12 protein-coding genes and 1 riboswitch are annotated in these 15,586 nt (G+C 49.1%); of the genes, 2 read left to right on the forward strand and 10 right to left on the reverse strand.

The features are described from left to right. Nucleotide 1: 1 nt before the first annotated feature. Genes IM638_02265 through IM638_02275 form a run of 3 tightly spaced genes read right to left on the reverse strand, consistent with a single transcriptional unit; the run spans nt 2 to nt 7,185 of the window. The gene (locus IM638_02265) at nt 2–2,701 is read right to left on the reverse strand and encodes a hypothetical protein (protein MCA6361834.1); all 2,700 of its coding nucleotides are present in this window, start codon (nt 2,699–2,701) and stop codon (nt 2–4) included. A 47-nt stretch (nt 2,702–2,748) separates the two neighbouring features. Beyond that, entirely contained in the window at nt 2,749–6,414 is a 3,666-nt protein-coding gene (gene metH / locus IM638_02270; GenBank protein ID MCA6361835.1) for a methionine synthase, read from the reverse strand. A gap of 9 nt (nt 6,415–6,423) precedes the next feature. After that, complete coding sequence (locus IM638_02275) at nt 6,424–7,185, reverse strand: class I SAM-dependent methyltransferase (protein ID MCA6361836.1); 762 nt, start codon at nt 7,183–7,185, stop codon at nt 6,424–6,426. 88 nt (nt 7,186–7,273) lie between these two features. Further along, nucleotides 7,274–7,382: riboswitch (SAM riboswitch) on the reverse strand. Nucleotides 7,383–7,641: 259 nt separating this feature from the next. Here IM638_02275 and IM638_02280 point away from each other — a divergent pair. Then, entirely contained in the window at nt 7,642–9,960 is a 2,319-nt protein-coding gene (locus tag IM638_02280) for a TonB-dependent receptor (protein ID MCA6361837.1), read from the forward strand. 4 nt (nt 9,961–9,964) lie between these two features. Next, on the forward strand, nt 9,965–10,849 hold the full coding sequence (locus IM638_02285) for a DUF4249 domain-containing protein (protein MCA6361838.1): 885 nt from the start codon (nt 9,965–9,967) through the stop codon (nt 10,847–10,849). Nucleotides 10,850–11,383: 534 nt separating this feature from the next. Here the strand turns inward: IM638_02285 and IM638_02290 are convergent. From IM638_02290 to IM638_02320, 7 genes are read right to left on the reverse strand one after another with little or no spacing between them, the layout of a single operon-like run. After that, nucleotides 11,384–12,007, reverse strand: coding sequence for a phytanoyl-CoA dioxygenase family protein (locus IM638_02290; protein MCA6361839.1), 624 nt, complete (start codon nt 12,005–12,007; stop codon nt 11,384–11,386). A 3-nt stretch (nt 12,008–12,010) separates the two neighbouring features. After that, on the reverse strand, nt 12,011–12,271 hold the full coding sequence (locus IM638_02295; protein MCA6361840.1) for a hypothetical protein: 261 nt from the start codon (nt 12,269–12,271) through the stop codon (nt 12,011–12,013). Nucleotides 12,272–12,301: 30 nt separating this feature from the next. Next, entirely contained in the window at nt 12,302–12,889 is a 588-nt protein-coding gene (locus IM638_02300; GenBank protein ID MCA6361841.1) for a DUF420 domain-containing protein, read from the reverse strand. Between the two features lie 6 nt (nt 12,890–12,895). Continuing rightward, nucleotides 12,896–13,576 carry an SCO family protein gene (locus tag IM638_02305; GenBank protein ID MCA6361842.1) on the reverse strand — a complete coding sequence of 227 codons (681 nt, stop codon included), beginning with the start codon at nt 13,574–13,576 and terminating at the stop codon, nt 12,896–12,898. Further along, on the reverse strand, nt 13,576–14,268 hold the full coding sequence (locus IM638_02310; GenBank protein ID MCA6361843.1) for a hypothetical protein: 693 nt from the start codon (nt 14,266–14,268) through the stop codon (nt 13,576–13,578). Before IM638_02310 ends, IM638_02305 begins: the two co-directional genes overlap by 1 nt. 3 nt (nt 14,269–14,271) lie before the next feature. Next, nucleotides 14,272–14,697: a cytochrome C oxidase subunit IV family protein gene (locus IM638_02315; GenBank protein ID MCA6361844.1), complete on the reverse strand. Its 426-nt coding sequence runs from the start codon at nt 14,695–14,697 to the stop codon at nt 14,272–14,274. Between the two features lie 46 nt (nt 14,698–14,743). Further along, nucleotides 14,744–15,565 carry a cytochrome c oxidase subunit 3 gene (locus IM638_02320; GenBank protein ID MCA6361845.1) on the reverse strand — a complete coding sequence of 274 codons (822 nt, stop codon included), beginning with the start codon at nt 15,563–15,565 and terminating at the stop codon, nt 14,744–14,746. Nucleotides 15,566–15,586 lie beyond the last annotated feature (21 nt).

A 15,586-nucleotide genomic window follows, 5' to 3' on the forward strand; every position in this document is an offset into this window, starting at 1 on the left:
ATTACTTCTCCCACCTCGACGGCGTACGTGCATAATTCGGGTAGCCTGCGCATTCTTCGCAATAAAGTTCGCGCGCTCCTTCGTGGTCGAATAGCTGGAAACTTACATTGCAGGGGCCTGTAAAAATTTCGCACCATTCATTGTGTGTCAGGTAACTTCTTGACCAGCGAAGCAATTCAAGATACTCGTTGAAGTAGGCTGAGTCGGCTTCTTCGTAATGCGTGTAATGCAGTTTGATGTAGAGGATTAATGCTTCGTGATTGGGTTCGGGCTTTGTGGCAATTGGATTAATTATTTGATAGGCCATCCTCACGGCATCGTGTTCAATGCAATATTTTGCCAGCTTTACACCTATGCTGTCATTCATTCGTCCGTTTTGCCAGTAGCGGTTAATTTCATATAAACTGGCAAATACATTATCCTTAAACTTTTTACCCTTTTCTTCGTAGTAAGGCACGGCAAGATAATGCCATGTTACGGTTAAGTCCTCAATTACATTTTGCATGGAATCAGGCGCGTGTGTGGCGAGCCAGTTGAGTAAATTGAGAAATACTTCAGGATCGTCGCCTGATAGCGGATTGTTGAGAATGCCGTAGCGGAGATAGAGTTCGGTTGCACAGAATACGGGTTCCCAATATTGGGTAAGTAAATTGTTACTGGCAATCAGATATGATTCATTGAAAAGTTTTCTGTCTGCTTTGAGCGAGTCGGCCTTGTTATCGAGATGGTAACGCACCATCCATGCCTGCCGCCAGCGCAAGGTGTGAAAGATTTCCTGCGGAGGAAATTTTCGTTTGCGGAAGCATTGCGTGTCTGCTTTTTGCTGCAACAGTAAACTGAATTCGTAAGTCTGCAGGCGGGAGAGAGAATCGAGGTAATGTGGTTTGAAAACAGATTTAAGGGTGCTGTCTGTCCATGCTTTGTAATGTTCGCCGAGCCACTCGCAGGTAGGTTTAGGGGCGGGCTGAATGGATACCTGCAGTGTAATACGCGCGTAGCGTTGTTTTGAGAGCCACGGTTCGGCCATGTTGGCGATGGCAGTGTCGAGCAGCATTTTTTTGACTTCTTCGTGGCTTTTGCCTTTGAAAGTGGCCAGTGCAGGTATGCGTTGAATCTGCTTTTCGAACAAGGGCCAGTTCTCGTCGGTTTTTATGGTAAAGGGAAACGTATCGCGCTGGGTAGTTTGCATGGCCTGTACAATAGATTGTGAGCGGCGTTGCTGAAGTTGCTTGTTAACAGCTTCGCTGCCTTCAACTGAAGCATAGGCTTCGATTTGTGCGCTGTGTATGTAGAATGCCGATGTGGAAAGCGAGTCGAGAAAAGGCCGGATGTCTTTTGGCACGTACTCGTATTTGTTTTGTTCGAACGGCACGGTAAATGTGCGCCGGGCCTTTACGGGTTTGAGCTGAAGTGAATCGGGGTAAAACGAAACCGGATGATCGGAGGTAACTGCATATTTCCAGTCTTCGCCACAAAAGGAAGTGAAATGTTTAATCATACACACCTGCTTTTTCTGAATCACTACAAGGTTATATTCTATATAACCAGAAGTGTTCCTCGGCACTTTCCCTAATGCAATTTCAAAATACTCGGCGTCGTACGGATAAGAAAATACTTTATTCCATACCATCAATTTTCCGCGCAGAGAAAGGCTGTCGTCGCTTTGTGAAGCAAGCTGAATTTTTTCGCGGAATTTATAAGGCTTCTTTTTCTTAAAACCTTTCTTTAGTTTTTTCTTGTACAATGGTTTCAGCACACGGCCATTGAAAAGGCATTGTCTGTTTCTGCGGCTTGGTTTTTCGTAAAACTGCGGGTTGCCGCAATCAACAGGTTTATAGGTAACAATTTCGGCGGCCAGCCCGTCGCGGCGGTTGTTGAGCAGCCATTGCATGTATTCGGTGTCTTTGGTGCGGAAATAAATTTTCCCGTTTTTCACAAACATCGTAGTGCCGCGTCCCGGAGTAAACTGTCCGTCCATGCAAAATGCGCAGGTGGTGAGTGTGTCCTTGGGTGCTTTAAGTTTCCACGCATGCTTTACACTGTGCGGCTGGTGCGATACCTGACTGAATGATGAGGTAACGGGAGGCGGCACAAAAGTGGAATAATCAAACGCTGAATCTTCGGCTGGTGTGTAGGGTTTGTAGCCTGCGCGTGTGCCAAATACCTGTGCGGCGTAGTATTTTCCTGTTTTGGGGTTGTATGCTACGGCAACACCGGTAAACTCATAACCGGGAGTAATTATGTTCTGGTAATGACCGGGCGAGTTTACCCAGCCGGTTACCATGTTGCGGGCCATTTGCCCGTAGGTATCATTTACATACACATTATCGTGTTTGTCTTTGAGTGGCTGGTGTGCAAATGTGAACAGACAATTTTCGCCTACGCCAGAAAAGCCGGTGCCGCCGCAAAAGGCCACACGGTCTGACGGAGCGAAGCGGTTTTTAAACTCAGGTTCATGGTGTGTGAGTTTGTTTACCGAGTCCATGTAGTCCGCATGCAGGGTGGCTGCTTTGTAGAGCCAGATGTCGTTGCGAAGGGGTGGGAGGTTGTGCGCGATGCGTACACTGTCCACGCCGGTTTTTACAAGATGTTCGAGGTATTTTATGTTAACGCCTGAAGCGGGCAACGGATCATCGGGCGATTGTGCAAGGCAATTTACGCCGATGAACATCAACAGGGTTAAAAGCAAACGATGATGCATATTTGCGGGGTTTTTGCAAATATACACCATCGTTTGGAGAGAATAATTTAATACCCCAGCACCGGCCCCAGCCAGCGTTCGGCCTCTTCCACGCTCCAGCCTTTGCGGCGGGCGTAGTCTTCTACCTGATCCTTGCGGATTTTGCCTACGCCGAAGTAATGACTACCGGCATGCGCAATGTACAAACCGGAAACGGCGGCGGTGGGTACCATGGCGAGGCTTTCGGTGAGCGTGATGCCGGCGTTTTCTTCGGCATTGAGCAGGCGGAAGAGGGTGAGTTTTTCGGTATGGTCGGGCTGCGCGGGATAGCCGGGCGCGGGACGTATGCCTGAGTAGGCTTCGTGAATGAGCTGTTCGTTGGTGAACGTTTCATCGGGTGCATAGCCCCAGATTTCCTTGCGCACTTTTTCGTGCAGATGCTCGGCAAAAGCCTCAGCCAAACGGTCGGCAAGGGCTTTGAGCATAATGGCGCTGTAGTCGTCGTGCTGTGCTTCAAACTCCGCCACTTTTGCATCAATGCCAATGCCGGTGGTTACCGCAAAGCCGCCGATGTAATCTGTTTTTCCGTTTTGTGCGGGTGCCACAAAATCGGCAAGCGCCACGTTGGCCTGTGCAGCCGGTTTGCGTGTTTGCTGGCGTATGGTGTGAAACACGGCGGTAACATTGCTTCGCGTATCGTCGGCATATACTTCAATATCGTCGCCTTTGGCATTGGCGGGCCAGAGCCCAACCACCGCGCGCGCACCGAGCCAGTTTTCGCTAATAATTTTTTCGAGCATCTGCTGCGCATCGGCAAAGAGCTTTTTCGCTTCTACGCCGCGCTCGGCATCGTCCAGAATTTTCGGATAGCTGCCTTTCATTTCCCAGCTGTGAAAGAACGGCGTCCAGTCGATATACGGCACTAATTTATCCAGCGGATAATTGTGGAGGACGGTAATCCCTTTTTGCGCCGGACTTGCCGCAGTGTAGTTGTTCCAGTCAATAGCGAAACGGTTTTGCCGCGCTTCGTTAATTGAGATAAACTTGTCGGCACTTTGTGCGCGTTCGTTTTGTACACGCACGCGTTCGTAATCGGCGTTTACTTCTTTCACCAGATTTTCGCGCTGATCGTCGGAAAGCAAGGCTGTGGCTACAGGCACACTGCGCGAGGCATCGTTTACATGAATTACCGGATGTGCATAGTGCGGTGCAATTTTCACCGCAGTGTGTACGCGCGATGTGGTGGCACCGCCAATGAGCAGCGGGGTTGAAAAGCCCAGGCGGCTCATCTCTTTTGCCACATGCACCATCTCATCGAGCGAAGGTGTAATGAGTCCGCTCAGGCCAATAATATCAGCGCCTTCGGCTTTGGCGCGTTCCAGAATTTTATCGGCGGGCACCATCACGCCCATATCCACAATTTCAAAATTATTACAGGCCAGCACCACGCCCACAATATTTTTACCAATATCGTGTACATCGCCCTTTACAGTGGCAAGCAACACTTTGCCCGCACTGCGGCTGTTTTCACTTTTCTCGGCTTCGAGATAAGGTGTAAGATAGGCCACGGCTTTTTTCATTACCCGCGCACTTTTCACTACCTGCGGTAAAAACATTTTACCTGCACCAAACAAATCGCCCACCACATTCATTCCGTCCATCAACGGCCCTTCAATTACCTCGAGCGATTTGCTGAACATTTGCCGTGCTTCTTCCACATCGGCATCAATGTAATCAGTAATACCTTTTACCAGCGCGTGTGTGAGGCGTGAGCGCACATCTTCCTTGCGCCACTCTTCATCTTTTTCGGCTTTCTTGCCGGGGCCTTCGCCTTTTAGTTGTTCGGCAAACGTAATGAGGCGCTCGGTAGCATCGTCTCTGCGATCAAGCAGTACGTCTTCCACGCGCTCCAGCAGGTCTTTCGGAATTTCGTCATACACCTGCAGCTGGGCCGGATTTACAATACCCATGTCCATGCCGTGTTTGATGGCATGATACAGGAAAGCCGCATGAATAGCTTCGCGCACGTGGTCGTTACCACGGAAAGAGAATGACACATTGCTTACACCGCCACTTACCTTTGCATGCGGAAGATTTTCCTTAATCCATTTTGTAGCAAGGAAAAAGTCGAGCGCGTTGCGGCGGTGTTCTTCCATGCCGGTGGCTACCGGGAAAATGTTCGGATCGAAAATAATATCCTGTGGCGGGAAATGAACCTGCTGCGTAAGTATATCGTAGGCGCGTTTGCAAATATCAATGCGTCGCTGATAGGTGTCGGCCTGACCATTTTCGTCAAAAGCCATTACAATCACTGCAGCGCCGTAGCGGCGAATGAGTTTGGCCTGCCGGATAAACTCGGCTTCGCCTTCCTTGAGTGAAATGGAGTTAACGATTGCTTTGCCCTGCACGCGTTTCAGGCCGGCTTCAATTACGTTCCATTTGGAGGAGTCGATCATTACCGGCACGCGGGCAATATCGGGTTCGGCGGCAACCAGATTCAGGAAGCGCACCATAGCGCCTTCCGAGTCGAGCATGCCTTCGTCCATGTTTACGTCAATTACCTGTGCGCCGCCTTCCACCTGATCGCGTGCAATGGCAAGGGCTTCATCGTATTTCTGTTCGGTAATTAAGCGTGCAAATTTGCGTGAGCCGGTTACGTTGGTACGTTCGCCCACGTTCATGAAATTGCTTTCGGGCCGCAGTGTAACGGGCTCGAGTCCGCTCAGGCGCATGTGTTGCGGCAGCATGGGTACAGGGCGCGGCTTTGTTTGCGCGGCGTATTCGGCAATTTTACGAATATGATCGGGTGTGGTGCCGCAGCAGCCGCCCACAATATTCAGAAAGCCGTTTTGCAAAAAGTCATTTACCTGCACGCCCATCTGTTCCGGCGTTTCGTCGTATTCGCCAAACTGGTTGGGCAGCCCTGCGTTGGGGTAGCAGCTTACGTAGAAGGGCGATTTCTGCGCGAGTTCTTCAATGTACGGACGCATCTGTGCCGCGCCCAGTGCGCAGTTCAGGCCCACACTCAGCAGGTCGATGTGTGCCACTGAGTTCAGAAATGCTTCGGTAGTCTGGCCCGAAAGTGTGCGGCCGCTGGCATCGGTAATTGTGCCTGAAACCATTACCGGTATGCGCAATCCGCGTTGTTCGGCAATGCTGTCTATTGCAAACAGTGCTGCTTTGGCGTTGAGTGTATCAAAGATGGTTTCCACGAGCAGCAAATCCGATCCGCCGTCGAGCAGGCCGTTTATCTGTTCGCTGTAGGCCGCTACAAGTTCATCGAAATCAACCGCGCGGAAGCCGGGGTCGTTTACATCGGGCGAGAGTGATGCGGTGCGGTTGGTGGGGCCCATGGCGCCGGCCACAAAGCGTGCGCGGCCGGTTTGTGCGGTGTATTCGTCGGCCGCCTGTCGGGCTAATTTGGCGGCTTCGACGTTCATTTCATACGCCAGTGCTTCCATCTGGTAATCGGCCAGCGAAATGCGTTGTGCGTTGAAGGTGTTTGTTTCGATAATATCAGCGCCCGCATCAAGGTAGGCGCGGTGAATATCGAGAATGATTTGCGGCTGGGTGAGCACCAGCAAATCGTTGTTGCCTTTCAGGTCGTGCGGCCACTGCGCGAAGCGTGCGCCACGGTAATCGGCTTCTTCGAGTTTGTGGCGCTGAATCATGGTGCCCATTGCACCGTCAATGACAAGCACCCGTTTTTTGAGTTCGCTGCGTATATCTTTCATAAATCGAGGTCAGTTCAGTATGCCGTGAAAAGCGCGGCAGTGATAGCGCATGGTCACGGTGCCGTTTTCCTGGTAGCGGAGAAATATTTTTTTGAGTACGTTTTTCATAAACCCGAATTCGGGGTGCGTTTCATCGGGCATGTACGACGAGGAAAGCACGCGTCCGATCAGGCCTTCGAATGTGAGCAGCTGTACGTTTTCGGTAGCGGTTTCGCGCCAGTTGCCTTCGCCCCAGAGTTTGTTGAAGGAGGCTTCACCAAATTGCTTGTGATCTACTTTGGCATAATCAATGGCGAAGTAGCGCAGGGCATCTTCATACACTTCCGAAAAGCCGTCGCCCTGTGTAATGCGGTCGTTCCAGATGAGGACTACCTGTCCGCCGGGTTTGAGTATGCGGCGGAATTCGGCGGCAGTTTCGGGTGAGTCAAACCAGTGCCAGGCCTGGGCGGCCGCAATGGTGTTGATGCTTTGCGCGGTAAGTCCGGTGTTTTCTGCAGTTCCTGCATGCCAGTTCACGAGCGGCTGCATTGCGGTAAATTCACAACCGGCATTTCGCATGGGTTCGTTGGGTTCTACAGCCTGCACGGTATGCCCGTTTTGGGCAAACAGCATGGCTGATATTCCTGTGCCTGCGCCAATGTCGGCAATCACATCGCCGGGAGTAAGCGCGCCGTTTTGCCGCAGGGCATCGTAAAGTGCCTGCGGATAGCCGGGACGCCATTTTACGTAGTTGGCCACGCGGCCTGAAAAACGTTCGGTAGTTTGGCTCATACTCTGCTTTTTCAAACAAAAAAACCTCCCCTGTGTTCAGTCAGAGGAGATTCCGAGGTAGGGTATGCCTTGCAGCCGGAAGCACACTGACTTATCTTCACTCCGTTTGTTGGAGCAGGAAGTGGCACCTTCATAGCCTGAGCCGTGGGTTGCCAAGGTTTCGCAGGGCACAGTCCCTCCACCTTTCTGGATAAGTTGTTTTGTTTGAGAACGTGGTGCAAATATAGGTTTTTAAACCGTAGCAACAGGGTGTTTAAGGCATTACGAAAATCAAAATAAGAAAATGAAAGGTGCGTAGGGGTATTAGTTATTGTTCCTGTCTTGTTAGTGTATCTCCCAGTACAATGATTCAAAAATTATGGCATGTGCAGTAACCCTTTTGGTGCATTATTCGTCACAAGGCAGCTGTTGAATGCTTGTTTTTGTATCTTTAAAACCTCTCACCACTACACCATTATGCCTCAACCAGAAAAATCATTTCAACGGCTATTTTTGCTGTTGTTGCTGTTGTTTCCCGGATTTCTGCTTCATGCACAGAATCAGAAATTTACACTGAGCGGTTTCGTTTCCGACTCAGCCAATGGCGAAATGCTCATTGGCGCATCCATTTATGTAAAAGGCACCAGCACCGGCGTGGCTGCCAACGTATATGGCTTTTACTCGCTTACACTGCCGCAGGGGGATTATGTGCTGGTGTGCAACTACATCGGCTACCGGCAAAAGCAAATCAACGTTACGCTCAAGGCCGATGTGACGCTGAATGTAACCATGAGTAATTCAGAGGCCGGCACCACCATGAAAGAAGTGGTAATTACTGCCGACCGCAATCAGGAACAGGTTACCAATACACAAACAAGCGCCATAAGTATTCCGGTTGATCAGGTGCGTACGCTACCCACCATTGGCGGTGAAACCGATATTATTAAGGTAATGCAGCTTATGCCCGGCGTAAAACGCGGTGGCGAAGGGCAGAACGCCATGTTTGTGCGTGGTGGTCAGGGCGATGATAACCTGATTCTGCTTGATGAAGCAGTGGTATATAACGTTTCTCACCTGTTTGGGTTTTTCTCCGTATTCAATAATGATGCGCTGAAAGACGTAACCATGATTAAAGGCGGGTTTCCGGCACAATACGGCGGCCGCATGTCGTCGGTAATGGATATCCGCATGAAGGATGGTGATTTTCAGCACTTCCGTGCCGATGGCGGCATTGGTATTCTTTCTTCACATCTTACCCTGCAAGGGCCTATTATTAAAGGTAAATCGTCGTTTCTCCTTTCAGGGCGCCGGTCGTATATCGACAGGATGTTTAAGCTGGTGAATGGGGGACAAAATGTATTGCCTTACTATTTCTATGATGCCAATCTGAAACTGAATTATACCATTTCCGACAAAGACCGCATTTTCCTGAGCGGCTATATTGGCGACGATGTGCTGAACGGAAGTGCGGGCGGCGACAGCAGTTTGTTCGAAGGTGGTTTCCGGCTCGGCAATTTCACTTCCACACTGCGCTGGAACCATACCTACAACCCGAAGCTCTTTTCAAACATCTCGTTCATTCACACCCGCTTCCGGTACGATGTGGAAGCGGCCATTCCCGGCAACAGCTTTCTGGTACAGTCGCGCATTGCTGATTTGGGGGTGAAAGCCGATTACAATTATTACCGCGGACCCGGACAAACACTGCGTTACGGTGCGTCTTACACCAATCACCTTTTCCGTCCGAACGTGGTAAACACTTCGGGTCAGATTGCGGATTACCTGCAATCGCGCGAGGGTAAAAAGGTATATACACACGAATTAGGACTTTATGCCAACTACGAAACCGAACTTGATTCGGCGTGGAAAGTAAACGGCGGTGTTCGTCTTTCTACGCTCGTAACCACCGACAAGGTGTTTTTCCACCCCGAACCACGCGCTTCGGCCACCTGGCTCTTTCATAAAAAACAGTCGCTCAAGTTCAGTTACGCCAAAATGGTGCAGTACCTGCATCTGGTGTCGAGCTCATCAGTGGCGCTGCCCACCGATTTGTGGTACCCGGTTACCTCGCGCACCAAGCCTCCTGTTGCGCATCAGGTGGCAGCAAGCTACAACTACAATTTCAGCAAACTCAAAACGCTTGTTACCGTTGAGGCGTATTACAAATGGATGCGCAATCTTATCGAGTACCGCGAAGGAGCTGTGCTTATCCTCAACGACAATTACGAAAACGAACTGGTAAGCGGCAAAGGCCGTGCATACGGTTTCGAGTTTTTTGCACAGCGCACCGAAGGCAAACTCACCGGCTGGATCGGCTACACACTTTCGTGGTCCACACGCCAGTTTGATGAGCTGAACAACGGCAAGGAATTCTTCGCCAAGTTCGACCGGCGCCACGATTTTTCAATAGTGGGTATGTGGCAGATCAGTAAGCGTGTGTCGTTTTCGGCGGTTTGGGTATATAGCACCGGGCAGCGTTTTACGCCCATTACCGGTAATTTCTTTATGCCTAACTCGGCGCTTACTTCGGTTGATGCGCTGCCTATTTATGCCGAGCGTAACTCGCTTCAGCTGCCTGCCGCGCATCGTCTCGATTTCAATTTTGTAATCAAATCGCGCCTCGATCGTAAATGGCTTATCTGGACCGGCGAATGGATTCTGGGTGCTTACAACACCTACAACCGCGCCCAGCCCTACAGAGTAGATGTTGTTCCTTCCGAAAGCGGCGGCTATAAATATCAGGCCAGAGGGCTTTTCGGTTTCATTCCTTCCATTGCTTACAATTTCCGCTTCTAACGTCATGAAAAATATTAGTCTTTATATCTCCGCACTGCTTGCATTTGTGTTTGCCACAAGCTGCCGTCCTGAACCCATCGACATTGAAATAGCACAGGCGCCGGTTAAACTGGTAGTTACCTCGCAGGTTGTGCCGGGGCAGATTATGGTTGTGGGTCTTACCCGCAGTTTCAGCGCACTCAGTACCGGCGGCAACGCCGATACCATCAGCGATAATTTCCTTGATTCGGTGCTGGTTGAAAATGCGATCGTGACTGTTGATCATCCCGGCGGCACCGATACACTTTACATGATTACGCCCGGTATTTATGCCAGCATCAATGTACTGCTCAGTAATTACGGCACCTATACACTGCGCGCACGTGATGTGGTGATGAATCTCGAAATTACTTCCACCACGCAACTCATGCCGCAAGTGGTACCCGATTCTGTAGCCCCTTATTTCGAGTATCTCTCAAACGACACAAATTTGTTTGTGCATTACGAACTCACCGACATTCCCGGCGAACAAAATTTTTACGTCGTAAATTTCTATCGCAACAACAACGATACCGGTGCCAGCCTCGACCCCAATACGTATTTCGCAGCGGGGCAAAACAAACTCACTTCCTTTGACCTTATCACGGATACCGATTTCGACCAGAACGGCCGCCTTGTGCGCAACCGCGAAATAACGGATGTAGGGTACTACGATACGATTGCGGTTACCGTGTCGCACATCAGTAAAGGATACTATGAGTTTCTTTCGGCTTACAAACGTTCGGGCTCATTAATCAATCAGCTCACCGGCGAACCGATTAATTTCCCCACAAATGTGCAGGGAGGCTATGGGTATTTCAATGCACATATTCCTACGGTGCGTATTTTTGAGTTGCCTGATTATCATTAATCTGCTGACATGAAATTATTATTCACCTTACTATTTCTGATTTTCTTTGCCTGTGCAATTGGTATCATATCGATTTCTGTGTACACCATAGACAGCCCATCTAATGTATCATCATCGCAGGCACAGGTGCTGGGAAACATAGCACTAAGTCTTGGCCTGATTGCCTCACTTTCCTTAGCTGGAATGATTTATGTGTTTTTCAGAGCAGCGAAATTATAGATAGATTGTCGCAATAAAAAAACTAAATAGATGAATCGTTTTATAGGAATCCTTGCCCTGATATTTTTAGTCTGTAAATTTTTCATCCTGATTTTGTTTGCACAGTATATTGATAAACCAGGCCTAAGTACCGATGTAGTTTCAGCAACAATTCATTCAATAGGATTGCTTGGATGCACTATTGTGGCTTGCATTACCTATATTCTTGTAAAGTACAAGGATAAATAGTTACAGACTAACGGCCTCCGACCATTGCAGCGGCTGTGGTAAATTATCGCTGCAAAATTCGAGGTGAATGACGCGGCGCTGTCGTCCCTAGCTGCGGGCTGATGAATGCAGCAGCAACGGATGCATAAGCATAACGCCACCCTTGGGTACATTGCAGCAAACGGCATTGCGGTAAAAGTCATTGCCGGTTTGTTCGGGCCTGTATTCCCCATTCAGGTGTGAGCCGGGAATTACTTTCAATGCTCCGTTTTCTGCATCGCAGTCGTCAAGATGAATGCGAATAGTAAGAATGCGACTGAGTAAAGATGCCGGAGCTTTTGCGGTGATCTGTCCTTCCTTTTCGGCCCAGCCGGTAAAGCCGGGTGTTTCGTGCCGCTCGGTCAAATTCACCGTTAAGTCCTGATGCCAGGGTACAATCCAGTTTGCACCGTCAGGCTTATTGAAGTAAATGGAACGAATAACTTTTACATCGTCTTTAAAGTAATCTTGTGCCAGTGATGCAATGCCCGCTTCAATAAGTACGGGCTTTAGTGCAGGAACTGTATGTAGTAATTTGCGAATTGCAAATACTTGCTGCACGCCGCGAACGGATGAATTGTAAACTGGTTGGCAAGGAATACAGGCCGCCAGTGCATTGGTGAGCGGTTCGCTTACGCACGGGTTGATAATAGCAAAACCGGCGTTTTTAAATGCACTGAAATGTGTTTGCATGGATTATGCCCACATGCTGCGGAGTTCTTTCAGAAAAGCCAGAATGCGCTTGCGGAAAAAGATAAAGAGTAGCACATACGGCACCGCCATGAGATACAGAATCCCGTTATTGAGACCTCCGGCCACATTATTGCCATTGCCATCGGTTCCGGTTTCGGCTGCGGCTTTGCAGGCCGAGCAACCCTGTGCATACATTTCGGTATCGGCAAACAGCATCGCGCACAACACCAACACAACTACTACAAGCGGCTTACTGATTTTCATGGCTTTTGTTTTGAGTTACAAATTTACGGCTTAAGCGTAATATGGCGAAATCATCAGATAAACAACAACTCCGCTCACACTCACAAAAAACCAGATGGGCCAGGTAATGCGTGCCAGTTTTTTATGACGCGGATATTCAGCCACCATTGCACGGTATGCGGTAAAAAGGATGAACGGCAGAATAATGGCAGCCAGAAAAATATGCAGCATAAGCAAAATGAAGTAAAATATGCGAATGCCCCCGGCAGCCAGCTTTTCATCATCGCTCAGCATACCATCATGGTCAATGTCGCCATAGCGTGTATCGCCGCTGAGTAAGTGGTGTGCAATGTAGGAAACCAAAAAAAGTATGGAAAGCACCATGGCGGCCATCATTGTTTTTTTGTGCAGCACGTATTTCCCTTTCATAACCGCCCACAATGCAAATAGCAGCAAAATTGCTACAAGCGTGTTGATTGCTGCATTGATGCGTGCAAAAATGTGTACATCAAAACCCAGGTCAATCTCCAGCTTGATGCGGCTGAGACTGGTAACTACGGCAAATACTACAAAAGAAAAAATGCCAATCAGCCACCAGGCTTTTTTATCGTTTTTGGTAATGGAAGGTTGTGGTAACATGGTGCTTTACTTTTCTTCGAGCAATAATTTTATGTCTTGAATCAGGCTGTCAACCGCCAGTGAATCGGTGCCGTTGTAATAGCCTCTGATGATGAGATTCCTGTCAACCAGCACAATCTGTTCGCTGTGAATGAAGTCTTCCTGGCCACCGTCGCCGGGCACCACATCGGGCAAAATGAAGCCGTTGCGGATTTGTCCGTACAAGGCTTTTTTCTCGCCGGTGAGGAATGTCCATTTCTTTTCATCAGCACCATAGCGGGCGGCGTAAGCTTTCAACGCAACCGGGTTGTCTGTTTCCGGATCTACCGTATATGAAACAAGTTTGAGATCGGGATTGTTTTTGTAGGCGTCGTGAATTCGGCTCATTCCATTGGAAACAATGGGGCAGATGCCTTCGCAGGTGGAAAAGAAAAAGCTGTTTACACTCACTTTCCCGCGCTCTTCCTCGTGTGAGTATGTGTGTCCGTCCTGCGCGGTAAATTTTTCGAGCGGAATGGTATGATACTTTACTACAGTATCGCTGCCGGTAATGGTGGTGTCTTGCGGGAAGTATTTCATGAGCCGGGTTAAACCGGTATTTCTCATGTCCACTTCGCCGGCAATGATTGAATCGGCCGGAACAGGCTTTGGATTTCCGCTGCAGCCGAGCAGAAAAGCAGTTGTTAACGCGAGAAAAAAGTAATTCATTATTTACGGCGTTGCTCAATGACTTGCCCTTCAAGCGTTTCAAGGGCTTCGTCGTGAAAGGTAACATGGCTGATGTCTTCGCGCAGGCGTTTCAGTTCGGCGGCATTGCGCATGTTGTAATAACCGCGTATTCGGCCCGAACGGTCAATCAGCACAAAGTCGCTTTTATTGAACCACGGCTGTTTGGCAAGGCCGGGCGTTTCAATGAAGAAATGCTTGTCGCGCAGGGTATCGTATGTGGCTGGCAGCAATGCGCCAACCTGTACCGAATCCCACTCAATGCTTTTTGCATTAATGGCAAAGTCGGCAGCAGCTTTGTGTCCAAGCGAATCGCCTTTTTCGAGAAACAGAAAACGGGCTGTGCCCCATTTGCCTTTATTCACTCTCAGATCCTGCACGAGGTGCAGAAAAAGTTTGCTCACCGAATCACGCTCTACAAATGCGGCAATGTACAGGCTCCCTCTCAGATCGTTTCCCGAAAACAAACGGCCCTCAGCATCTGTGAAGCTGAAGGCCGGAAGATGATAGTAGCTGGTGTCGGTTTTTGTACCGCCTGTTTTGGTTTTCACGAGAATAGGTGTTCTCGGTCCAAACACGGGTGCCGGCATTACTTTAGGCACTCCCAGCGAAAAAATCAAATAGATTGTAATGGGGAGAAAGAGAACTGCGGAAAGAATCAGTCCTTTTTTCATTGGTTAATGTTTCTCGCCTCCTTCGTGTTTTGCCGGTGCTGCATGTTCGGTGGGTTGTGCACTGCCTCCGTCAAGACGATTGTCTTGCGAATAGGTGCCTTCGCCGGCCACAAGCATTACGATGAGATACAAAATGAAGAAAATGAAGGGAACAAGAATTACCCATTTCGTCCACTTTGCTTCTTCGCCCAAGTGCATAAACACCATTACAATGTAAGCTGCTTTTACCACGGTAAGGCCAATGAAAATGATTTTAAGCATCAGCGGTCCGAGTGCTTCCTGCGCATACAAACCAATCAATACTTCCACAATGGTTACTAGGAGCAGCAGCCAGAATACATTCCAGAGCTTACGACGCACTTTCTTACCTGCGGCATCATCATGATGAGCCATCGTTTCGTAAGGTGCCTGATAATCGTTGAATTCCATATCCGTTTTATTATGCGGTTATATCTTTATTCGATTGAGCATGTAATTAGAGCAGGTAGAAGAAGGTGAATACGAATACCCACACCAAATCTACAAAGTGCCAGTACAAACCTACTTTTTCTACCATTTCATAATGACCGCGGCGGTGCATTACACCCTGAAGCGCCATGATGAAAATTACAAGGTTAATCATCACACCGGAGAATACGTGGAAACCGTGGAAACCGGTAATGAAGAAGAAGAAGTCGGCAAACAGTGTATGACCGTATTCGTTGTGCTTGAGGTTAGCTCCGTAGAACTTTTCACCCTTAGCCATAATCTCGGCCGATTTTGCTTCTGTAAGAACGTTGCCGTGCAGTTTGAGCAGTTTGGTGTTTGGCTCGTGCGTGATATGATCAACCGGATACGTATAGATTTCCTGATTGTACAAAATGGCACCATGCTCTGAACCTTTAATGAAGTTGTACCATTCCCATGCCTGCGAACCCACAAACATGAAGCCGCCTACGATAGTTGCAGCCATCCAGATAAGCACCTGGCGTTTGTTGTTGCGGTGGCCGGCTTCTACGGCAAGTACCATAGTTACCGAGCTCATGATAAGAATGAAGGTCATTAAACCTACATACATGAGCGGGAGGTGAACACCGTGGAGGAACGGGAAGTGATGGAACACATCGCCGGGCACGGGCCACTCGCCAAAGAACTTGTAACGGTTAAAACCGTAGGCACAAAGGAAACCTGAGAAGGTGAGCGCATCGGAGATAAGGAAAAACCACATGAAGAGTTTACCGTAGCTCGCGCGGAGGGGAGAAACCCCGCCTCCGTCCCAGTGTTGGTATTGTTTCAGATCAGCAGCAGCGCCTGCCATAGTGAATGTGGGTATTAGTGG

This window comes from Bacteroidota bacterium (genome assembly GCA_020402865.1).
Classification (GTDB): Bacteria; Bacteroidota; Bacteroidia; order Palsa-965; family Palsa-965.